Below are 19,766 nucleotides of genomic sequence, written 5' to 3'. Positions count from 1 at the left end.
CCTGCCGGACATCTCCCCCACGAGGGGGGAGATTTGCTGTTTCGACGCGTCGCCGATTTTCGCAACGTTGGCGATTGGCGAAAGCCAGCGTGACGTCCGATCTCCCCCTCAAGTGGGGGAGTTGTCCGGCAGGACAGAGGGGGGCGCTGTCCCGCCAGCCTATCAGCTCTTCCTTTCTTCCAACGCCCCCTCCAGCGCCGCCACCCCACTGACGACGGCCGCGCGCTCTTCCACACCAAGCCTCTCCAGCAACTCCCGCTCAAACGCTTTCGCCAGAGGCACCATCTCACGATAGGCCGCTAGCCCCGCTTTGGTCAGCGCAAGGTGCTCCACACGCCGGTCGCTCTCGTCAGGCGTGCGCGTCAGCCAGCGCCGCCGCTCGAGTTCGGCAACGGCGCGCGACACCTTGGTCTTGTGCATGGCCGACTGCTCGCCGAGCTCTGTCGCGGTCATCGTGCCGCGCTGGCCGAGGCCTGAAAGCGTGCGCCATTCCGGCCGCGTCAACCCGTGGCGATCCCGGTAAATCTTCGAGAATTCGCGGCTGACGGCATCGGCCAGCCGGTAGAGCCGGTAGGGCAGGAAGCTTTCCAGTTCCAGAATGTCGGGTTCCATGACGCGCCGCGGCCGTTGATAGTTACATTTTCAATGGTTACAAATGAAACCAGTTTGGTCAACATCGCCGGCAGGCCAGGCTTCGTGAAGCTTGGAGCCGGGATCAGGGAGGATCGGATGGCCTTTTCCTACATGCCGGGCTTCGGCAACGATTTCGAGACCGAAACCTTGCCCGGCTCGCTGCCGCAGGGACGGAACTCGCCGCAGCGGCCGGCCTACGGTCTCTACGCCGAGCAGCTTTCCGGCTCGCCCTTCACCGCCCCGCGCGGCACCAATGAGCGCTCCTGGCTTTATCGCATCCGGCCGAGCGTCAAGCATACCGGCCGCTTCAAGGCGGCCAGCTATCCCTTGTGGAAGACAGCCCCCAATGTCGGCGATCACGAGCTGGCGCTCGGCCAGTATCGCTGGAATCCGGTGCCGATGCCGAAAGAGCCGACCGATTTTATTCAGGGCATGCGCAGCATCACCACGGCTGGCGATGTGCTCGGACAGACCGGCATGGCGGCCCATGTCTATGTCGCCAACACATCGATGGTCGACGACCATTTCTTCAATGCCGATGGCGAGTTGCTGGTCGTCCCGCAGGTCGGCGCCCTGCGTCTGGTGACGGAAATGGGCGTCATCGAGCTTCGGCCCGGCGAGATCGCCGTTTTGCCGCGTGGCCTCGTCTTCAAGGTCGAGCTGGTCGACAAGGAAGTGCGCGGCTATGTCTGCGAGAACTATGGCGCCAAGCTGACATTACCCGATCGCGGCCCGATCGGCGCCAATTGCCTGGCCAATCCGCGCGATTTCAAGACGTCTTGCGCCTGGTTCGAGGAGAAGGAAACGCCGTGCCGGCTGATCGTCAAATGGTGCGGCAATTTCCACGTCACCGAGATAGGCCATTCGCCGCTCGATGTTGTCGCCTGGCATGGCAATTACGCGCCCTACAAATATGATCTGGCGACCTTTTCGCCGGTGGGCGCCCTCCTGTTCGATCACCCCGATCCGTCGATCTTCACCGTGCTGACCGCGCCAAGCGGCGAGGAAGGCACCGCCAACATCGACTTCGTCATCTTCCCGCCGCGCTGGCTGGTGGCCGAGGATACGTTCCGGCCGCCCTGGTATCACCGCAACATCATGAGCGAGTTCATGGGACTGATCCACGGCCAGTACGATGCCAAGGAAGAGGGCTTTGTGCCCGGCGGCATCAGCCTGCATAACCTGATGCTGGCCCATGGTCCGGACGCACCTGGCTTCGAAAAGGCCTCGCGCGCGGACCTGAAACCGGTCAAGCTCGACAACACCATGGCCTTCATGTTCGAGACCCGCTACCCGCAGATGCTGACCCGCTACGGCGCGGAACTCGAAACCCGGCAGGACAATTACATCGACTGCTGGGCAGACCTGAAGAAGCGCTTCAATGGCACGCCCGAGGGCGACTGGTCTTGAGCGGCAAGCCGATACCGGACCGGCTGGTGCTTCTCGGCTCCAAGGGCGGCCCGGCGCTGCGGCCAGGCGGACCGTGGCCAAGTTCATCGCTGCTGGAACTTGGCGGACGAACCATCGTCGTCGACTGCGGCCTTGGTGTTACGCGCGGTCTGGTCGATGCCGGCATCAGCCTGAAGGCGCTCGACCTGATCTTCATCACGCATCTGCATTCCGACCATGTGCTGGAACTGGGGCCGCTGATCCACACCGCCTGGACGGCGGGGCTGGCGACGCCGGTCAACGTCTTCGGTCCCGCCGGCACCGGCCATTACTGGCGGCGCTTCTGCCAGGCGATGGAATTCGACATCGAGATTCGCATTGTCGACGAGGGCCGGCCTGACATTCGCGAGTTGGTTTTGATCGACGAATTCGGCGAGGGGCAGGTGATCGAGCAAGGCGGCCTGAAAGTGACGGCGCTGTGTGTCGATCATCCGCCGGTGACCGACTGCTTTGCCCTGCGCTTCGAGCAGGGCGGCAAAAGCGTGGTCTTTTCCGCCGACACGGCCTTCTTTCCACCGCTCGCCGATTTTGCCGAGGGTGCTGACATTCTCGTCCATGAAGCCATGCTGGAAGAGGGCATCGAGCGGCTGGTTGCCAGAACCGGCAATGGCGCGCGGCTCAGGGAACATCTGCTCGCCAGCCACAGCTTTGCCGAAGAAGCCGGGCGCATCGCCAGCGATGCGGGGGTGAAAAGACTGGTGCTCAACCACCTCATTCCCGCCGACGATCCGCAGATCGGCGAGGCCGACTGGACCGCTGCTGTCAGGAAAACATGGGCCGGCGACTTGACGATCGCCCGCGACGGCCTTGTTGTGGGGCTTGGGAGTGAGGATGGCTAACGACAAGCTTTGGGATGAGGTGAACAAATCCGAGGCGACATCCTCGGCACAGCTCTCCTTGTTTCTCGATCGAGTTGAGGACTTGCCGTCTTTTGTTCGGTTCATCGACGCGCTGCGGAAGGACCGGGAGGACGCCGACCGCAAGGAGGCGATGCGATCGGCGGGCCCCTACACCACCTGGAATGGGTGGCAAAATAGTTCGATCAGTACCTTTCTCGAATCGGCGGTCGCCTGGGCCGAAACCAAACCCGCGCATCTAGCTGACGAAAATCCCTGGAAAGCCGCGGCTAGAATTCTCTATGCCGGCAAATATTACGAATAATCATTGGGAGGACGCATGAAGCTTGCCACACTGAAGGACGGGACGCGCGACGGAAAACTCGTTGTCGTCTCGCGTGACCTGACGCAGTACACCGATGCCTCATTCCTGGCGCGCACGCTGCAGGCGGCACTCGATGATTGGCGCAGGGTCTCGCCACATCTCGGCACAATAGCGGAATCGCTGGAGAACAATGCGGTGCCGTCGGCGCGCTTTCACGAGCATGCCGCACTTTCGCCGCTGCCGCGCGCCTATCAATGGGCTGACGGATCGGCCTATGTGAACCATGTCGAACTGGTGCGCAAAGCGCGCGGCGTCGAGATGCCGGCGAGTTTCTGGACCGACCCGCTGATCTATCAGGGCGGCTCGGACTCCTTCATTGCGCCGCGCGATGCGATCCGCATGGCAGACGAGGCTTTCGGCATCGACATGGAAGGCGAAGTCGCCGTTATTGTCGACGACGTGCCGATGGGCGCAAGCCTCGATGAAGCACGCGCCGCGATCCGGCTGGTCATGCTGGTCAACGATGTCACCCTGCGCGCGCTCACCGGGCCGGAACTGGCCAAGGGGTTTGGGTTCTTCCAGTCAAAACCGTCCTCGGCCTTTTCGCCCGTCGCGGTGACGCCGGACGAGCTGGGCGACGCCTGGGATGGCGGCAAGGTCAGTCTGCCGCTGCTTGCCGATCTCAATGGCAAACCGTTCGGCCGCGCCAATGCCGGTGTCGACATGACTTTCGATTTTCCGGCGTTGATCGTGCATGCCGCCAGGACAAGGCCGCTGGTATCAGGCACCATCATCGGCTCGGGTACGGTATCCAACAAGCTCGACGGTGGTCCGGGCAAACCTGTCTCGGCGGGTGGCGCCGGCTATTCCTGCATCGCCGAACTGCGCATGATCGAGACCATTGAGAGTGGCGAACCCAAAACACCATTCTTGCGCTTCGGTGACACGGTGCGCATCGAGATGAAGGACAAGACAGGCCATTCGATCTTCGGCGCCATCGAGCAGAAGGTCGAGAAATACGCGGGATAGGGGGACGAAATGACGGGCGAGGCTTTCTACCTGCTGGCCGGCGTCTGGGCGATCGCCATGCTGGTCGTCTTCATCCTGGCGATCCGGCTGAGCTATCGCATCGAGGCGCGCTCACCGGACCTGACCAACCGCAGCGGCTACCCGCGCAAGGCGATGATGTTCCACACCATCACCAACATGAAAGTCGCGCGGGACGAGGAAACGCAGGCCATGCGTCGGCGCATGAACGGGTTCCTGCTGATCGTTCTTGCTGGATTCGCGATCATGGCGGCAGGCTTGCATCTGGTGCGGTCAGGAGGATGATCTCGTGACCTTGCTGGATCATCTGCGCCGCATGGCCGGCAACAATCGCTGGTCGAACGACCGGCTCTATCGTGCCGTGTTGGCGCTCAAGCCCGGAGAGTTCGAGGCTGAGCGCACCAGCTTCTTCCCGTCGATCAAGGCAACGCTCAACCACATTCTGGCGGTCGATCATCTCTATCTAGATTTTCTCGAAGAGGGCGGTGTCGGTGCCGCGGCGCATGATGATTTCGTGCCCTTCGATGAACCACAGGCGCTGTTTGCCGCCCAGGTCGCGGCCGACCGGCGGCTGATCGCCTTTTGCGAGAATCTCTCAGCGGACGCTCTCGATCACCGCGTGATTACCGACCGGCGCGAGGATGGCATGATCCCGGAAAAGATCGGCGACATCCTCGCCCATGTCTTCCTGCACGACATCCATCACCGGGGCCAGGTACACGCGATGCTGTCCGGCACGTCGGTGGCGCCGCCGCAGCTGGATGAGTTCCTGTTGGATTATGATGTGAAGTTGCGGGAGAAAGAGGTCGAGCGGCTGGGGCTCAAGATCTGATTTTTGCGCATGGCCCATAAGAAGGGCCACATGCAAATCCGCCCGACCTGAACTTTACTCTGCCGCCTGAACCTGGATCACGCCGCGCTTGATCTGGTCCTGCTCGATCGATTCGAACAGGGCGCGGAAATTGCCTTCGCCAAAGCCTTCATCGCCCTTGCGCTGGATGAACTCGAAGAAGATCGGGCCGATCACGGTTTTCGAGAAGATCTGCAGCAGGATCTTGGTCATGCCGCCATCGACCACGCCTTCGCCGTCGATCAAGATGCCGTGCTTCTTCATCCGCTCGATCGGCTCGTCATGGCCGTTCACACGGTCATAGGACATGTCGTAATAGGTTTCCGGCGGGCCCGGCATGAACTTCAGCCCGTTGTCGGCAAGCTTGTCGGTGGCGGCATAGATTTCGTCGGTGCCGACAGCGATGTGCTGGATGCCTTCGCCATTGTACTTCTTGAGATACTCTGCGATCTGGCTGGTCTCGTCCTTGGATTCGTTGAGCGGAATGCGGATCTTGCCGCAGGGCGAGGTGATGGCGCGGCTGACCAGGCCGGTGATCTTGCCGTCAATGTCGAAGAAATGGATCTGCTTGAAGCCGAACAGCTCGCGGTAGAAATCCCACCATTTGTCCATCTGGCCGCGATAGACATTGTGGGTCAGGTGGTCGAGGAAATAGAAGCCGACGCCTTGCGGCTGCGGATCGCGCGCGCCGAGCCACTCGAACTCGGCATCATAGGCCGAGCCCTTCTGGCCATAGGTATCGATGAAATAGAGCAGCGAGCCGCCGATGCCGACGATCGCCGGCACGTCGAGCGCCTTGTCGTCGCCTTCGTAAGGCGTTGCGCCCTTGGCAACGGCGTGGTCGAAGGCATGCTTGGCATCGACCACCCGCCAGGCCATCGAGGCCGCACAGGGGCCATGCTTGTCGGCGAACTTCATCGCATGCGAGCCTGGCTCGGCATTGATGACATAGTTGATGTCGCCCTGGCGCCAGACGGTGATGTCTTTGGTCCGGTGCTTCGCCACCGCCACATAGCCCATGCGGGTGAACAGCTCGGCCAGCTCCTGCGGCTCCGGATGAGCGAACTCGACGAACTCGAAACCATCGGTGCCGGCAGGATTATGCTTGCTGATCGTGGCGGGCGGGGCGTCGTGCGGGAAGGGACCCATGGTATTCCTCCAAAATTGGCTTGGCCTGAAAAGACCATCTCACGCCATCATAGCGCGGAGCTGGCGCATGGTGCTTGCATTCAAACGCTTGAAATGATGATGTCATGCGTGAAGCATGCATGATAAGAGACAAAACCATGGATGAGACGCGCATAGATCAGTTTGACCGCAAGATAATGGCACTGCTGCAGGGCGACGCGCGGCTCACCAACAACGATCTTTCGGAGCGGGTGAACCTGTCGGCATCGCAATGCTCGCGCCGCCGCCAGCGGCTCGAGGAAGACGGTTTTATCAAGGGCTATCGGGCGGTGCTCGACCGCGACAAGCTCGGCTTCTCGCTGGTCAACGTCATCTCGGTAACGCTAGCCACCCATAATCGCGATAATGCCAGGCGCTTCGGCGAACTGGTGGCGCGGCTGCCCGAGGTACAGGAGGCGCACGCGTTGACCGGCGAGATGGACTATATCCTGAAGGTGGTGACGCCCGATCTCAAATCGCTATCGGAGTTCGTCAATGGCGTGCTTCTTCCGCATGAATCGGTGCAGCATGTGAAGACAGCGATCGTGCTGGAGACGCTCAAGGAGACGGGCGCGCTGCCGATTTAACGTGTGTTGATATTCAGGTGAGACCGGCCTGCAAATGGTGGCTTCCTGCGCTTCCGGTGCTCACGTACTTTAAGTACGCTCGCTCCGGTTCTCGGAAGCCATCATTTTCGACGCGGCCTGACCTGAATCTCAGCACACCTTGCCTGGACGATTTTTCAGCCCTTCGACTGCTGGATCAGCCCATACAGATTGGTACAGCGCGCACCCGAGCGGCAATAGGCGAACACCGGGCCTTCGAGTGTGTCGAGCGCCTCGGCCTGGTCCTCGACATTCTCGGCGGTGATCTGGCCGCTGATCACCGGGATGTAGCGGAAGGCGAGGCCGGCGGCTTCGACCACCGACCCGATGCTTTTGGCCGAAGGCTGGCCGGGCTGCTCGTCATCCGGCCGGTTGCAAATGACGCTCTTGAAGCCGGCTTCCTTGATGGCGGCGACATCTTCGGGCTGGATCTGGCCAGAGACCGAATAGTCGTCGCTGATTTCGCGGTATTCCATGACGATGTCCTCGCAATCTGATTTGGCAGGAGTTTTGCCACTCCCTGACGTGGCCGGCAACCAATTCCTATGCCGTAGCCGGCTGAGCGATGCGCGCCCGGGCAAAACGCGCCACGACGATGCCTGCGATCACCGCAGCGACGAAGATCGGCGTCTGTGAATAGCCGAGGCCCAGCGCGGGAATGGCGCCGCCCGGACAGAAGCCGGCAATGCCCCATCCGATACCGAACACGGCAGCGCCGCCAACCAACTCCAGGTCGATAACGCCCTTCGTCGGCAACGAAAACTCGGTTTCGAATACCGGGGCCTTGCGCCGGCCGAACACCAGTCGGTAACCGATGAAGGCGACAGCCAAGCCGCCGCCCATAACGAAGATCAGGCTGGGGTCCCAGGTGCCGGCAATGTCGAAGAAGTTCAGCACCTTGGCCGGATTGATCATACCGGAAACAGCTATGCCGAGGCCGAAAATCCCGCCGATCAGGAATGCCGAAACGAGCTTGTTCATGGTCAGCCCCCGACCACGTGGCGGATGATGAAGACGGTGATGAATGCGGTGATCATGAAGGTCGCGACGGCGGCCATCGAGCGTGGCGACAGGCGCGCAATGCCGCAAATGCCATGCCCGCTCGGACAGCCACCGCCGAAATGCACGCCGATGCCGACCACGAAGCCACCGACAACAAGGGACAGCGTTGGCAGCGGCACGCTGAAGGCAATATGTCCGCCAACAGTCTGATAGAGAAGCGGCGCCACGACTGCGCCAATGAGAAACGCGGCTCGCCAGCCCCAATCCGGGGCAAGCGGCGGAATGACCCCTGTTAGGATACCGGTCATCCCGGCAATCCGTCCATGCAACGCCATCAGGAGCACCGCCGACAGGCCGATGAGAGCGCCGCCAAGCAGCGACTGGAAGGGCGTGAAATCTGTCATAGCAGTGCCGGCCTCAATCTGCGCTTCATACGCGTCCCGCGCGGATCGACATCATAGCGCAGATAGACGTTCCCAGCGAAGAATCTGACTCAGATTGCCCAAAGGGGAATGAGAAAAGGCGGAGACTGGCTCCGCCTTTCGACAATGGCTCTCAGCTGCCGAGAATCGCGCCTTTGATCTGGCGAATGTTGTTGTGCATCATGTCGATATAGGTCGAGCCCGGGCCATCGGGCTGTGACAGCGCATCGGAATAGAGCGTGCCGCCCACCTTGATGCCGGTCTCGCTGGCGATTTGCTCAATCAGGCGCGGGTTGGTGATGTTTTCCACGAAGATCGCAGCCGCCTTGTCCTGCTTGACCTGCTCGACCAGCCTGGCGACATCGGCGGCCGATGGTTCGGAATCGGTCGAGATGCCTTGCGGGGCAAGGAAGGTCAGGCCGTATTCGTGCTCGAAATAGCCGAAGGCGTCATGCGAGGTGATGACGACGCGCTTGGCCTCGGGGATCGACTGGATCGCGGCCCTCACTTCGCCCTCCAGCGCATCGAGCTTCTTGGTGTAGGCGGCGGCATTGGTCTGGTAGCTGACGCAGCCCTCGCTGTCGGCCGCGCAGAACGCCTCGGCGATGTTCTTCACATAAATCTTGGCATTGGCGATCGACTGGAAGGCGTGCGGATCGGTAACAGTCTTGCCGCCGCCGGTGCCGGCCCCCTCGGCGGCGTCGGCGTCGGCGAATTCAGGCTTGAAGTCGATCGGCGTCACGCCCTTGGTCAAGGTGATGATCGAGGCCTTGGTGGCGCTGGCATCGACCAGCCGTTGCAGGAAACCCTCAAAGTGCAGGCCGTTGACCAGCACGATATCGGCCTTGGCCATGGCGACCGCGTCGGCCGGGCTCGGCTCATAGACATGGGCATCGCCATCCGGCCCGACGATGGTGGTGATGTCGACACGGTCGCCGCCGACATTTTTGGCGAAATCGGCGATGACGGTGAAGCTGGCGACCACTTTCAGCGGTGCCGCGAAGGCTGCCGACGCGCCAAAGGCAGTTAATGTTATAACGCTCATCGCCAGGGCGGCACGGATGGATTTCAGCATAGACAAGGTTCTCCTTTCAGGGGCGGGGATCAGGCCGTTCTGTGACGGTGATGGATGATGCGGGCGCGCAGGATGCCGCGTGTGCCGAACAGGATCGAGGCGAAATAGACGACACCGGCCGACAGGATGATGGCCGGACCGGACGGCAACGAGGCGTGATACGACAAAAGCAGCCCGGCGATGCAGGAGGCGAAGCCGATCAGCACGGCCAGCACGCACATCGGCTCGACGCGCACCGTCCAGAAGCGGGCGGCTGCCGCTGGCAGCATCATCAATCCGACGGATAGCAAAGTGCCGAGCGCCTGGAAGCCGCCGACGAGGTTGAGCACGACGAGGCCGAGGAAGATGAAATGCACCGGGCTGCCCATCTTGCTGACCGAACGCAGGAACAGCGGATCGAGGCATTCGGCGACTAGCGCCCGCCAGAAGATGGCGAGGCTGACCAGTGTCACCGCGACGATGCCGCCAATCAGGATCAGCGCCTCGTTGTTGAGCGCCAGCACCGTGCCGAACAGCACATGCATGAGATCGACGCTGGAGCCGCGGATCGACACCATCAGCACGCCGATGGCGAGCGAAATCAGATAGAAGGCCGCCATCGAGGCGTCCTCGCGCTGGATGGTGAAGCGCGAGACGGCACCGGCGCCGAGCGCCACGACGATGCCGGCGATCAGGCCACCAATGGTCATCGGCAGGATTTCCAGCCCATAGAACAGGAAGCCGGCGGCCGCCCCGGGCAGGATGGCATGCGCCATGGCGTCACCCGACAGGCTCATGCGCCGCAGCATCAGGAAGACGCCGATAGGGCAGGCGCCGAGCGACAGCATCAGCGAGCCGAACAGCGCCCGCTGCATGAAGCCGAAATCGGCGAAGGGCGCGATGAAAAGACCGTAGAGCGTGTCCATCAGGCAGCCCTCGGCCCGGCGCCGTGGTGATGGTCGTGATCGTGGCCATGGGCATGGTCATGATGGTCGTGATCGTGTGCCTGGCCATGAGCGTGCTCGTCGGGCTCGCACCACGGCGCATTCTCTTCCCATGCCTCATGAAAACGGCGGGCGCGCAACAGGTTTTCCGGCTTAAGCGTTTCCCTGGTTTCGCCCCACGCGATCGGCTGGCGTGCCAAAAGCAGCGTCTCCGGAAAATTCTGCCGCACGAGATCGAGGTCATGGACGACGACCATGATGGTGCGTTCCTCGCCGTGCCAGCGCTTGATGAGCGCAATCAGGTCACCGACCGTTTTGGCATCCACGGCGTTGAATGGTTCGTCGAGCAGGATGAGGTCGGCATCCTGCAACAGCACGCGGGCAAACAGCGTGCGCTGCAGCTGGCCGCCCGACAGCGTGTCGATCGGACGCTTCTCGAAACCGCTAAGGCCGACCGCCATCAGCGCTTGGCCGACGGACTCGCGATCTTCCTTGGTATAGCGGCCGAGCATGCCGCGCTTCGGCCACAGGCCGAGCGAGACCAGGTCGACGACGCGGGCGGGAAAGGAACGGTCGAGTTCCGATTGCTGCGGCAGATAGGCGGCGCGCACGTCGGGTGCGCGAACAACCTCGCCCGCCATCGGCTTCAGTACCCCGACAATGCCCTTCATCAGCGTCGATTTGCCGGAGCCGTTGGCGCCGACCACGGCCGTCAGCGACCCCTTGCGGATCGTGCCGTCGAGATGATGGATCGCTGGGTGGCTGCTGTAGCCCAGCGTCAGGTCACGGAAGGTTAGGCAGGTCTGGGTCATGTCGTTCCGTGGAGCAGCGAAACCCGACTGCGGGCAGGGTCGATTGGATATGTGATGTTATTACATTAGTCAACAAGCCAATCGGGCGGAATTGCGACCGGCGGCTCAACTTGCCGTGAGTCTCCTGCACGCTGGTCCAAGGGGATTTGGCCCCGGCGGCCTTGCCCGAAGCCCACGCCAACTCTAAACAGTCGCCACCCATAACAGGAAGGAACCTCCCATGAGCATTCGTCGCATCGATGTTGGCCCGCGCATGAGCCAGATCGTCATCCACGGCAACACCGTCTATCTGGCTGGCCAGGTCGGCGAGCCCAGCGGCAACGTCGCCTCGCAGACCCGCGATATCCTGGCGGCCATCGACGAATTGCTGGCCAAGGCCGGCACCGACAAGACCAAGATCGTTCAGGCGATCATCTGGCTGGCCGACATGGGCACCTTCGCCGAGATGAATTCGGAATGGGACAAGTGGGTGCCGCAGGGCCACACGCCGGCCCGCGCCACCGGCGAAGCCAAGCTCGCCGGCCCGGAATATCTGGTCGAGATTATTGTCACGGCGGCGATTTAAGGCGACGGTGAAGCTGCCAATCTCCCCCCACGAGGGGGAGATCAGGTCTCGCCCAGGACGGAGCGCCAGCCCTTCGCTATGGCTCCGGGCGTTCGGCGTTCGAAAAGCCAAATCGTTGGCCTTTCGCCAGCCTTCGGCTGGACACGCCTCACCCCTGCGACGGCGTGAACCTTGCCACCAGCGTGTGGCTTTCCGCCGGATAGACAAACCGGACATGGGTGACCGGGTGTTCCGCGCTCCAGGTGCGGCGCTCGACCACCAGGCAAGGCGCGCCTGGATCGATGTCGAGCGCGTCGGCAACAATCTCATCGGCGGCCATGGCACGGATCCGGTGTTCGGCCTCGCTCCACGGCACACGGCCGATCAGCCAGGGCCCGGCGGCGATTTCCCTGAACTCTTCGTCTCCGGCTTCAGGAACCGCCGAAAGATTGATCAGCCGCTGCTCGAGTGCGAATGGCCGCTCGCCGGCAAAATGCAGACCTTCGAGCCACAGAAGTGGCCCGGCAGCGGACAGCCCGAGCAGCGCCCTGTCATCCGCGTTGCTGCGCCGCTTCAGGCGCTCCAGCCGCTCATAGCGATAAAGCAGGCCAAGTGCTTCGACCTCGATCCTGATGTCGTGAAGTTCCAGCACCGCTGCCTGCGACTGCGGCTGGCGGACAAAGCTGCCTGAACGGCGGCGGCGTTCGATCAGCCCGGCCTTGGCCAGCTGCGACAGAGCCTTGTTCACCGTCATGCGCGAGCAATTATACTCGGTCGTCAGCTCATGCTCGAATGGAATGCGATGGCCGGGCGCCCAGGCACCGGACAGGATCTTTTCACTGATATCGGACAGGATGCGCTGGTGCAGCGAGCCGCCGCTGTCAGCATCAACTGTCTCGACCGTGCTCATGCCGACAGCGCCGTCATCACAGTGCGAAACCGCTCGGCAATGGCTTCGCGTCTGGCATGCCGGCCGCCGCTGACCTGTTTCTGTCCATGCACCCAGACGCAGTCGACCTTGCTGCCATTGGCGAAGATCCAGGCGTCGAGGATTGCGTCGCCGGTCTTGCCGGCCAGCGAGGGGGTGTTGGCGTCGAGCGAGACGACATCGGCGGCAGCGCCGGCGGCGATCTGCGAGGCGCCGGCGCCAAGCGCGACGCTGCCGCCATCGAGTGCTGCGTCGAACAGCGCACGGCCGGTCGAGCCGCCGGCCACGGCAAGCACATTGCGGGCGCGATGGGCGAGGCGCTGCGAATATTCGAGCTGGCGCAATTCGTCGGGCAGGCCGATCAGCACGTTGGAATCGGAGCCGATACCGAAGCGGCCGCCATGCTCCCCGAACAATGGCGCGGCAAAAGTGCCGTCGCCGAGATTGGCTTCGGTGATCGGGCAAAGGCCGGCGATGGCACCGCTCTTGGCCATGCCAATGGTTTCAGCGTCTGTCATATGGGTGGCGTGGATCAGGCACCAGCGCTGGTCGACATCGGCAGCGCCAAGCAGAAATTCCACCGGCCGCGCGCCGGACCAGGCAAGGCAGTCCTCGACTTCCTTCACCTGTTCGGCGACGTGGATGTGGATCGGCCCGTTCGGCGCCAAAGCAGCAATTTGGGTCAGTTCCTTCGGCGTGGCGGCGCGCAGGCTGTGCGGAGCGACGCCGACGACGGCTTGATTCAATGTGCGAACCGATTCGCTAGACTTCTCAACAAGCCGGGTGAACCGATTCACATCGTTGATGAATCGGCGCTGGCCTTCGTTCGGCGCGGCACCGCCGAAGGAGGAGTGCGCATAAAACACCGGCAGCAGCGTCAGGCCGATACCGGTTTCGGCGGCAGCGGCGGCGATGCGCTCGGCCATCTCGGCAAGATTGGCATAGGGGTTTCCGTCGCGGTCGTGGTGCAGATAGTGGAATTCGCCGACGCGGGAAAAACCGGCCTCCAGCATCTCGACATAAAGCTGCGCGGCAACCGCCTCGACCTGATCGGGCGTCATCGACAAAGCGAAGCGGTACATCACCTCACGCCAGCTCCAGAAACTGTCGGCGGAAGGGCCGCGAAGCTCGGCAAGCCCGGCCATGCCGCGCTGGAAGGCGTGGCTGTGCAGATTGGGCATGCCGGGCACGAGAATGGCGTGGCGCTCGTCGCCGGCCTGCGGAGTGGTACCCGCTTCGACGGTGGCGATGCGGCCTCCATCCAGCGCGATCCTGACATTGCCTTGCCAGCCCTCGGGCAGCAGCGCCTGTTCCGCAAAGATCGCCGTCACGTCCGCCTCCAAATCTGCATGTCCGGGCGACGATACCACTTGCGTCGCGTTTCAATATGTATATACATAATCGCCGTCCTTTCAAATGGAAAAGATGATGGTTGGAGCAAACGGGAACAGCGGCTTTCGTCTGTGGCGCAATGCGCAGTTGGCGACCATGGCCGACGGCACGGCAGGCCTCGGCGTCGTCGAGAAGGGCGCCGTTGCTGCCCGCGACGGGCTTATCGTCTATGCCGGCGCCGAAGCGGAGATGCCGGCTTCGGCAGGGCAGGGCGCCGAGACCATTGATTGCGAGGGCCGCTGGATCACGCCGGGCCTGATCGATTGCCACACCCATCTGGTCTATGCCGGCAACCGTGCCAACGAATTCGAGATGCGGCTGGCTGGCGCCACCTATGAAGAAGTGGCCCGCGCTGGCGGCGGTATTGTTTCCTCGGTCAAGTCGCTGCGCGCTGCCAGCGAGGATGAACTCGTTGCCCAGACGCTGCCGCGCCTCGAAGCACTGATGGCCGAAGGCGTCACGTCGGTCGAAGTCAAATCGGGTTACGGCCTTGATCTCGACAATGAGAAGAAATCGCTACGTGCCGCCCGCCGGTTGGCCAGTGAGCGCCCCGTCACCATCCGCACGACGTGCCTCGCCGCCCATGCACTGCCGCCCGAAGCCAAGGGTGACAAGGATGCTTTTATCGATCTGGTCGCGAAGGAGATTCTCCCGGCGGTTGCCGGCGACGGACTGGCCGATGCGGTCGACGGTTTCTGCGAAGGCATAGCGTTCTCACCGGAGCAGATGGCGCGCGTTTTCGATGCCGCCAGGGCGCTAGGCCTGCCGGTCAAGCTTCACGCCGACCAACTTTCCAACCTGCACGGCGCCGCGCTTGCCGCCAGCTATGGCGCGCTGTCCGCCGACCATCTCGAATATACGGATGAGGCGGGCGCTGCCGCGATGGCGAAGGCCGGCACGGTGGCGACCATCCTGCCCGGCGCCTATTACTTCATCCGCGAGACAAAGAAGCCACCTGTCGACTTGTTCCGCCGCCATGGCGTGAAGATGGCGGTGGCGACCGACAGCAATCCCGGCACTTCGCCGCTCACCTCGGTGTTGCTCACCATGAATATGGCCGCGACGCTCTTTGGCTTGACCGTCGATGAATGCCTCGCCGGCGTCACCCGCGAGGCCGCGCGAGCGCTTGGCCTTCTCGATAAGGCCGGCACGCTGGAAGCCGGAAAATCCGCCGATCTGGCGATCTGGGACATCGAGCGTCCCGCCGAACTCGTTTACCGCATGGGCTTCAACCCGCTGCATGCCCGCATCTGGAGAGGACAATGACCGAACTGACCTTGAAGCCCGGCAATGCGACGCTGGCCGACTGGCGCGCCATCTACCGCGGCGCCGCACTGAGGCTGGATGATGCTTGCCGCCCAAAGATCAAGGCGAGCGCCGAGGCCGTTGCCAGGATCGTTGCCAAGGGTGAGCCGGTCTATGGCATCAACACCGGCTTCGGCAAACTGGCCAGCGTGCGCATCCCGGCCGGCGATCTCGAGACCTTGCAGCGCAACATCGTGCTGTCGCATGCCGCCGGCGTCGGCGAGCCGATGCCGGTCGCCATTGCCCGCCTGATGATGGCGCTGAAGCTTGCCAGCCTGGCGCAGGGTGCGTCCGGCGTCCGGCCCGAAACCATCGAGTTGCTGGAAGCGATGCTTGCCAACGACGTTATCCCCGTGGTGCCCGCGCAAGGCTCCGTCGGCGCTTCCGGCGACCTTGCGCCGCTGTCGCACATGACGGCGGTGATGATCGGCGTCGGCGAATGTTTTACGCCGCATGGCCGTTTCCCGGCCAAGGTCGCTTTTGTCTCGCATGGCCTCGAGCCGGTGACATTGGGCGCCAAGGAAGGTCTGGCGCTGCTCAACGGCACCCAGTTTTCCACCGCCTATGCGCTTGCCGCTCTGTTCGAGGCCGAAGTGCTCTACCGGTCGGCATTGGTTGCCGGCGCGCTATCGACCGACGCGGCGAAGGGGTCCGACGCTCCGTTCGATCCGCGTATCCATGTGCTGAGGAAGCATCCCGGCCAGATCGAGACGGCTGACGCGCTGCGCAATCTGATGGCCGGCAGCGCCATCCGTGAATCGCACCGTGTCGGCGACGAGCGCGTACAGGATCCCTATTGCCTGCGCTGCCAGCCGCAAGTCATGGGCGCCGCACTCACCGTGCTGCGCCAGGCTGCGGACACGCTGGGCACCGAGGCCAATGGCGTCACCGACAACCCGCTGATCTTCGCCGAGGATGATACCGCGCTCTCCGGCGGCAATTTCCACGCCGAGCCGGTGGCCTTCGCCGCCGATATGATCGCGCTTGCCGTCTGCGAGATCGGCTCGCTGTCGGAACGCCGCATTGCCATGCTGGTCGATCCGGCGCTGTCCGGCATGCCGGCCTTCCTGACGCCGAAGCCCGGCCTGAACTCCGGCTTCATGATCCCTCAGGTGACGGCGGCGGCACTCGTTTCGGAAAACAAGCAGAAGGCCTATCCGGCCAGCGTCGATTCCATTCCGACCTCGGCCAATCAGGAAGACCACGTTTCGATGGCAGCGCACGGCGCGCGCCGGCTGATCGGCATGGTCGAGAATGCGACGGCTGTGATCGGCATCGAATTGCTGGCCGCCGCGCAAGGCTGCGATTTCCATGCGCCATTGGCGTCGAGCGAGGCCTTGGAGGCCGTGCGCAAACTGGTCCGAGCCGAAGTGCCGCATCTCGACAACGACCGGCATTTCCACCCCGACATGGAAAAGGCAATCGCCATGGTGCGCAGTGGCGCGACCGTCAGGGCTGCCGGCGCGGTGGCGCTACCGTCGATTTCGGGAGCGGCGTGATGGCCGCCACACCCTGGCTCACCGTTAGCCAAGGCACAGCACCTCTGCTGGTGTCGATCCCGCACACCGGCATCGACCTTGCCGGCCTCGAAAACCGATTGGTCTCGCCCTGGCTCGGCCGCCGCGACTGCGACTGGTGGATCGATAAACTCTATGACTTCGCCGGCAGCCTCGGTGCCACCGTCGTCCACACCGCGATCTCGCGCACCGTCATCGACGTCAACCGCGATCCGTCCGGCGCCTCGCTCTACCCGGGACAGGCGACGACCGGCCTGTGCCCGACCGAAACCTTTGATGGCGATCCGCTCTACCGCGAGGGCGAAGAGCCGGGACCGTCGGAGGTCGACGAACGTCGCGAAAAATTCTTCGTGCCTTATCATGCCTCTTTGCAGGCCGAGATCGACCGGCTGCGAGGCCTGCACGAAAAGATCGTCCTCTACGACTGCCACTCGATCCGCTCGGTGCTGCCGCGCCTGTTCGAAGGCACGCTTCCGGTGTTCAACCTCGGCACCAATGACGGCAAGAGCGCTGATCCGAATCTGCAGGCGATGGTCAGCCAGATCATGGCCGAAACCGGCGAAACCTCTGTCGTCAACGGTCGCTTCAAGGGCGGTTGGATCACACGCCATTTTGGCCAGCCGCAACAGGGTGTCCACGCCTTGCAGATGGAGCTCTCCAACCGCGGCTACATGCGCGAGCCCGAGGAAAAGGGTGAGCCGGACAATTGGCCGGTACCCTATGACGCCAATTTCGCAGCGCCGATCCGCACCACTCTGGAGACCATTCTGAAAACCGCGATTGCCTGGGCGCACGGCTGATCAGCAATTTTTCGGAGGAACGCAATGGCCGTAAATGTCAGGACATTCCTTCTCGCCGCTGGGCTTCTTTCAGCTGCGATCGTTTCAGCATCCGCCGCCGAAGTGGCGATGAAGGGGCCGGAAATTCTCGCCGATCTCAGGGGTGCGCGTGTTCAGGGTGACGGCTGGTCGCAAGACTTCGATGACGGTGGCGCCACCAGCTATGCCAGAGGCGACAGTCACCAGATAGGCCGCTGGGACGTCCGCGGCGATCAGTACTGCTCGCTGTGGCCGCCTTCCGATGCCTGGGCTTGCTACGACATGACCATCGATTCCTCCAATCCTGACCACGAACAAGTCACCTGGATCAGCGCCGAAGGCTCTCGCAGCACCGCGCATCTCATTCGAAAGGGACAATGATGAACAATCCTCGCCACAACATTCGCGAAGTCCGCGCGCCGCGCGGCGACAAGCTCAACGCCCGCTATTGGACGACCGAAGCGCCGCTGCGCATGCTGATGAACAATCTCGACCCCGAGGTTGCCGAAAACCCCAACGAACTGGTCGTTTATGGCGGCATCGGCCGGGCCGCGCGCACCTGGAACGACTTTGACAGCATCGTCGCCTCGCTGAAGACGCTTGGTGAGGACGAGACACTTTTGGTGCAGTCCGGCAAGCCGGTCGGCGTGTTCCGCACGCACGCCGATGCGCCGCGTGTGCTGATCGCCAACTCCAACCTTGTGCCGCACTGGGCGAATTGGGACAAATTCAACGAGCTCGATAAGAAGGGCTTGATGATGTACGGCCAGATGACGGCCGGCTCGTGGATCTACATCGGCACGCAAGGCATCGTGCAGGGCACCTACGAGACGTTCGTCGAGGCCGGCCGCCAGCACTATGGCGGCAACCTCAAGGGCAAATGGATCCTGACTGGCGGCCTCGGCGGCATGGGCGGCGCCCAGCCGCTGGCCGCTGTCATGGCCGGCGCCTGCTGCCTTGCCATCGAATGCAACCCGGACTCGATCGATTTCCGCCAGCGCACCCGCTATGTCGACGAGAAGGCCGAGACGCTCGACGAAGCGATGGAAATGATCGACCGCTGGACCAAGGCCGGCGAAGCGAAGTCGGTCGGCCTGCTCGGCAATGCGGCCGAGATCGTGCCCGAAATGTTCAGGCGCGGCATCCGCCCCGACATGGTCACCGACCAGACGTCGGCGCATGACCCGATCAACGGCTATCTGCCGAAGGGCTGGACGATGGCCGAGTGGCGCGAGAAGCGCGTCAGCGACCCCAAGGCGGTCGAAAAGGCGGCCCGCGCTTCCATGCGCGAACATGTCGAGGCCATGGTGGCGTTCTGGAATGCCGGCGTGCCGACACTGGATTACGGCAACAACATCCGCCAGGTCGCCAAGGATGAAGGCTTCGAGAACGCCTTTGCTTTCCCCGGCTTCGTGCCGGCCTATATCCGCCCGCTGTTTTGCCGCGGCATCGGCCCGTTCCGTTGGGCGGCACTCTCGGGCGATCCCGAGGACATCTACAAGACCGACGCCAAGGTACGCGAACTGACGCCCGGCAACACCCATCTGCACAATTGGCTCGACATGGCGCGCGAGCGCATTGCGTTCCAGGGCCTGCCGGCGCGCATCTGCTGGGTTGGCCTCGGCGATCGCCACCGGCTAGGCCTCGCCTTCAACGAGATGGTCGCCAAGGGCGAACTCAAGGCGCCGGTCGTCATCGGCCGCGATCACCTTGATTCCGGTTCCGTCGCTTCGCCGAACCGGGAGACCGAATCGATGAAGGACGGTTCGGATGCCGTGTCCGACTGGCCGCTGCTCAACGCGCTGCTCAACACCGCGTCCGGCGCCACATGGGTGTCGCTACACCATGGCGGCGGCGTCGGCATGGGCTTCTCGCAGCATGCCGGCATGGTCATCGTCGCCGACGGCACGCCAGACGCCGCAAGGCGCCTGGAGCGCGTGCTGTGGAACGACCCGGCGACCGGCGTCATGCGCCACGCCGATGCCGGCTACGACATCGCCATCGAGTGCGCCAAGGAGCACCAACTCAACCTTCCCGGCATTTTGGGGTGAGAAACGTCCGGCCGCAGGCAGGCGAAAAGCCGCAGAATCGGCTTTTCGAGTTTCGAACGCCCGTA

General features: G+C 63.0%; 23 protein-coding genes. 13 read left to right on the top strand and 10 right to left on the bottom strand.

Features of this window, described 5'->3' with window-relative positions:
• Positions 1 to 162: 162 nt before the first annotated feature.
• The gene (locus AC56QX_RS26830) at positions 163 to 612 is read right to left on the bottom strand and encodes a MarR family winged helix-turn-helix transcriptional regulator (RefSeq protein WP_497111493.1); all 450 of its coding nucleotides are present in this window, start codon (positions 610 to 612) and stop codon (positions 163 to 165) included.
• 117 nt (positions 613 to 729) lie between these two features.
• Between AC56QX_RS26830 and hmgA the strand changes: the two genes are divergently transcribed.
• The 6 genes from hmgA to AC56QX_RS26800 are packed head-to-tail and all read left to right on the top strand — an operon-like array spanning position 730 to position 5,122.
• Positions 730 to 2,043, top strand: coding sequence for a homogentisate 1,2-dioxygenase (gene hmgA / locus AC56QX_RS26825; protein WP_497111492.1), 1,314 nt, complete (start codon positions 730 to 732; stop codon positions 2,041 to 2,043).
• Positions 2,044 to 2,054: 11 nt separating this feature from the next.
• Positions 2,055 to 2,921 carry an MBL fold metallo-hydrolase gene (locus AC56QX_RS26820; RefSeq protein ID WP_497117912.1) on the top strand — a complete coding sequence of 289 codons (867 nt, stop codon included), beginning with the start codon at positions 2,055 to 2,057 and terminating at the stop codon, positions 2,919 to 2,921.
• Positions 2,914 to 3,243: a DUF7660 family protein gene (locus AC56QX_RS26815; RefSeq protein WP_497111491.1), complete on the top strand. Its 330-nt coding sequence runs from the start codon at positions 2,914 to 2,916 to the stop codon at positions 3,241 to 3,243. The genes AC56QX_RS26820 and AC56QX_RS26815 overlap by 8 nt, the downstream gene beginning before the upstream one ends.
• A 15-nt stretch (positions 3,244 to 3,258) precedes the next feature.
• A complete protein-coding gene (locus tag AC56QX_RS26810; RefSeq protein WP_497111489.1) occupies positions 3,259 to 4,272 on the top strand; it encodes a fumarylacetoacetate hydrolase family protein in 1,014 nt (337 codons plus the stop codon).
• A gap of 9 nt (positions 4,273 to 4,281) precedes the next feature.
• Positions 4,282 to 4,575, top strand: coding sequence for a hypothetical protein (locus tag AC56QX_RS26805; RefSeq protein ID WP_497111488.1), 294 nt, complete (start codon positions 4,282 to 4,284; stop codon positions 4,573 to 4,575).
• 4 nt (positions 4,576 to 4,579) lie between these two features.
• Positions 4,580 to 5,122, top strand: a complete 543-nt coding sequence (locus AC56QX_RS26800; RefSeq protein ID WP_497111486.1) for a DinB family protein — start codon at positions 4,580 to 4,582, stop codon at positions 5,120 to 5,122.
• 54 nt (positions 5,123 to 5,176) lie between these two features.
• Here the strand turns inward: AC56QX_RS26800 and hppD are convergent, their stop codons facing one another.
• Positions 5,177 to 6,289: a 4-hydroxyphenylpyruvate dioxygenase gene (hppD, locus tag AC56QX_RS26795; RefSeq protein ID WP_497111485.1), complete on the bottom strand. Its 1,113-nt coding sequence runs from the start codon at positions 6,287 to 6,289 to the stop codon at positions 5,177 to 5,179.
• A gap of 137 nt (positions 6,290 to 6,426) precedes the next feature.
• Here hppD and AC56QX_RS26790 point away from each other — a divergent pair, with 137 nt between their 5' ends.
• Positions 6,427 to 6,894 (top strand): Lrp/AsnC family transcriptional regulator, encoded by a 468-nt coding sequence (locus AC56QX_RS26790; protein WP_023762149.1) that lies wholly within the window; start codon positions 6,427 to 6,429, stop codon positions 6,892 to 6,894.
• Positions 6,895 to 7,049: 155 nt separating this feature from the next.
• Here AC56QX_RS26790 and AC56QX_RS26785 read toward each other — a convergent pair whose 3' ends face one another.
• From AC56QX_RS26785 to aztA, 6 genes are all read right to left on the bottom strand, one after another.
• Positions 7,050 to 7,388 carry a protein tyrosine phosphatase family protein gene (locus tag AC56QX_RS26785; protein WP_497111484.1) on the bottom strand — a complete coding sequence of 113 codons (339 nt, stop codon included), beginning with the start codon at positions 7,386 to 7,388 and terminating at the stop codon, positions 7,050 to 7,052.
• A 67-nt stretch (positions 7,389 to 7,455) separates the two neighbouring features.
• The gene (locus AC56QX_RS26780) at positions 7,456 to 7,893 is read right to left on the bottom strand and encodes a DUF6691 family protein (RefSeq protein ID WP_497111482.1); all 438 of its coding nucleotides are present in this window, start codon (positions 7,891 to 7,893) and stop codon (positions 7,456 to 7,458) included.
• A gap of 2 nt (positions 7,894 to 7,895) precedes the next feature.
• Entirely contained in the window at positions 7,896 to 8,318 is a 423-nt protein-coding gene (locus AC56QX_RS26775) for a YeeE/YedE family protein (protein WP_497111480.1), read from the bottom strand.
• Positions 8,319 to 8,469: 151 nt separating this feature from the next.
• Positions 8,470 to 9,411: a zinc ABC transporter substrate-binding protein AztC gene (gene aztC, locus AC56QX_RS26770; RefSeq protein ID WP_497111479.1), complete on the bottom strand. Its 942-nt coding sequence runs from the start codon at positions 9,409 to 9,411 to the stop codon at positions 8,470 to 8,472.
• A gap of 29 nt (positions 9,412 to 9,440) precedes the next feature.
• On the bottom strand, positions 9,441 to 10,316 hold the full coding sequence (gene aztB / locus AC56QX_RS26765; RefSeq protein WP_027042241.1) for a zinc ABC transporter permease AztB: 876 nt from the start codon (positions 10,314 to 10,316) through the stop codon (positions 9,441 to 9,443).
• A complete protein-coding gene (aztA, locus tag AC56QX_RS26760; RefSeq protein WP_497111477.1) occupies positions 10,316 to 11,146 on the bottom strand; it encodes a zinc ABC transporter ATP-binding protein AztA in 831 nt (276 codons plus the stop codon). The genes aztB and aztA overlap by 1 nt, the downstream gene beginning before the upstream one ends.
• Before the next feature lie 220 nt (positions 11,147 to 11,366).
• Between aztA and AC56QX_RS26755 the strand changes: the two genes are divergently transcribed.
• Entirely contained in the window at positions 11,367 to 11,711 is a 345-nt protein-coding gene (locus AC56QX_RS26755) for a RidA family protein (protein ID WP_475451319.1), read from the top strand.
• Between the two features lie 148 nt (positions 11,712 to 11,859).
• Here AC56QX_RS26755 and hutC read toward each other — a convergent pair whose 3' ends face one another.
• Together hutC and AC56QX_RS26745 are read right to left on the bottom strand one after the other, a co-directional pair.
• On the bottom strand, positions 11,860 to 12,600 hold the full coding sequence (gene hutC, locus AC56QX_RS26750) for a histidine utilization transcriptional repressor HutC (protein WP_497111475.1): 741 nt from the start codon (positions 12,598 to 12,600) through the stop codon (positions 11,860 to 11,862).
• Complete coding sequence (locus tag AC56QX_RS26745; RefSeq protein WP_497111473.1) at positions 12,597 to 13,949, bottom strand: formimidoylglutamate deiminase; 1,353 nt, start codon at positions 13,947 to 13,949, stop codon at positions 12,597 to 12,599. The genes hutC and AC56QX_RS26745 overlap by 4 nt, the downstream gene beginning before the upstream one ends.
• A 97-nt stretch (positions 13,950 to 14,046) precedes the next feature.
• On the opposite strand from AC56QX_RS26745, the gene hutI reads away from it, so the two are divergent.
• The 5 genes from hutI to hutU are packed head-to-tail and all read left to right on the top strand — an operon-like array spanning position 14,047 to position 19,701.
• Entirely contained in the window at positions 14,047 to 15,276 is a 1,230-nt protein-coding gene (gene hutI / locus AC56QX_RS26740) for an imidazolonepropionase (RefSeq protein WP_497111472.1), read from the top strand.
• Positions 15,273 to 16,814, top strand: coding sequence for a histidine ammonia-lyase (gene hutH / locus AC56QX_RS26735; RefSeq protein ID WP_497111470.1), 1,542 nt, complete (start codon positions 15,273 to 15,275; stop codon positions 16,812 to 16,814). Before hutI ends, hutH begins: the two co-directional genes overlap by 4 nt.
• Positions 16,814 to 17,632 carry an N-formylglutamate deformylase gene (gene hutG / locus AC56QX_RS26730; RefSeq protein ID WP_497111469.1) on the top strand — a complete coding sequence of 273 codons (819 nt, stop codon included), beginning with the start codon at positions 16,814 to 16,816 and terminating at the stop codon, positions 17,630 to 17,632. Before hutH ends, hutG begins: the two co-directional genes overlap by 1 nt.
• A gap of 24 nt (positions 17,633 to 17,656) precedes the next feature.
• Positions 17,657 to 18,031, top strand: a complete 375-nt coding sequence (locus AC56QX_RS26725; protein ID WP_497111468.1) for a hypothetical protein — start codon at positions 17,657 to 17,659, stop codon at positions 18,029 to 18,031.
• Positions 18,031 to 19,701, top strand: a complete 1,671-nt coding sequence (gene hutU / locus AC56QX_RS26720; protein WP_497117910.1) for a urocanate hydratase — start codon at positions 18,031 to 18,033, stop codon at positions 19,699 to 19,701. Before AC56QX_RS26725 ends, hutU begins: the two co-directional genes overlap by 1 nt.
• The last annotated feature ends 65 nt before the right edge of the window (positions 19,702 to 19,766 follow it).

This window comes from Mesorhizobium sp. RCAM 06353 (assembly GCF_059683585.1).
This window is presented reverse-complemented; position numbering and strand designations above follow the sequence as displayed.

Coding starts and splice junctions, on each gene's coding strand:
- AC56QX_RS26830 (WP_497111493.1), bottom strand. CDS start 612: ATGGAACCCGACATTCTGGAACTGGAAAGCTTCCTGCCCTACCGGCTC.
- AC56QX_RS26775 (WP_497111480.1), bottom strand. CDS start 8,318: ATGACAGATTTCACGCCCTTCCAGTCGCTGCTTGGCGGCGCTCTCATC.
- AC56QX_RS26725 (WP_497111468.1), top strand. CDS start 17,657: ATGGCCGTAAATGTCAGGACATTCCTTCTCGCCGCTGGGCTTCTTTCA.
- hutG (WP_497111469.1), top strand. CDS start 16,814: ATGGCCGCCACACCCTGGCTCACCGTTAGCCAAGGCACAGCACCTCTG.
- AC56QX_RS26785 (WP_497111484.1), bottom strand. CDS start 7,388: ATGGAATACCGCGAAATCAGCGACGACTATTCGGTCTCTGGCCAGATC.
- aztA (WP_497111477.1), bottom strand. CDS start 11,146: ATGACCCAGACCTGCCTAACCTTCCGTGACCTGACGCTGGGCTACAGC.
- hutI (WP_497111472.1), top strand. CDS start 14,047: ATGGTTGGAGCAAACGGGAACAGCGGCTTTCGTCTGTGGCGCAATGCG.
- hutU (WP_497117910.1), top strand. CDS start 18,031: ATGAACAATCCTCGCCACAACATTCGCGAAGTCCGCGCGCCGCGCGGC.
- aztB (WP_027042241.1), bottom strand. CDS start 10,316: ATGGACACGCTCTACGGTCTTTTCATCGCGCCCTTCGCCGATTTCGGC.
- hmgA (WP_497111492.1), top strand. CDS start 730: ATGGCCTTTTCCTACATGCCGGGCTTCGGCAACGATTTCGAGACCGAA.
- AC56QX_RS26755 (WP_475451319.1), top strand. CDS start 11,367: ATGAGCATTCGTCGCATCGATGTTGGCCCGCGCATGAGCCAGATCGTC.
- hppD (WP_497111485.1), bottom strand. CDS start 6,289: ATGGGTCCCTTCCCGCACGACGCCCCGCCCGCCACGATCAGCAAGCAT.
- AC56QX_RS26815 (WP_497111491.1), top strand. CDS start 2,914: ATGGCTAACGACAAGCTTTGGGATGAGGTGAACAAATCCGAGGCGACA.
- AC56QX_RS26810 (WP_497111489.1), top strand. CDS start 3,259: ATGAAGCTTGCCACACTGAAGGACGGGACGCGCGACGGAAAACTCGTT.
- aztC (WP_497111479.1), bottom strand. CDS start 9,411: ATGCTGAAATCCATCCGTGCCGCCCTGGCGATGAGCGTTATAACATTA.
- hutH (WP_497111470.1), top strand. CDS start 15,273: ATGACCGAACTGACCTTGAAGCCCGGCAATGCGACGCTGGCCGACTGG.
- hutC (WP_497111475.1), bottom strand. CDS start 12,600: ATGAGCACGGTCGAGACAGTTGATGCTGACAGCGGCGGCTCGCTGCAC.
- AC56QX_RS26805 (WP_497111488.1), top strand. CDS start 4,282: ATGACGGGCGAGGCTTTCTACCTGCTGGCCGGCGTCTGGGCGATCGCC.
- AC56QX_RS26780 (WP_497111482.1), bottom strand. CDS start 7,893: ATGAACAAGCTCGTTTCGGCATTCCTGATCGGCGGGATTTTCGGCCTC.
- AC56QX_RS26790 (WP_023762149.1), top strand. CDS start 6,427: ATGGATGAGACGCGCATAGATCAGTTTGACCGCAAGATAATGGCACTG.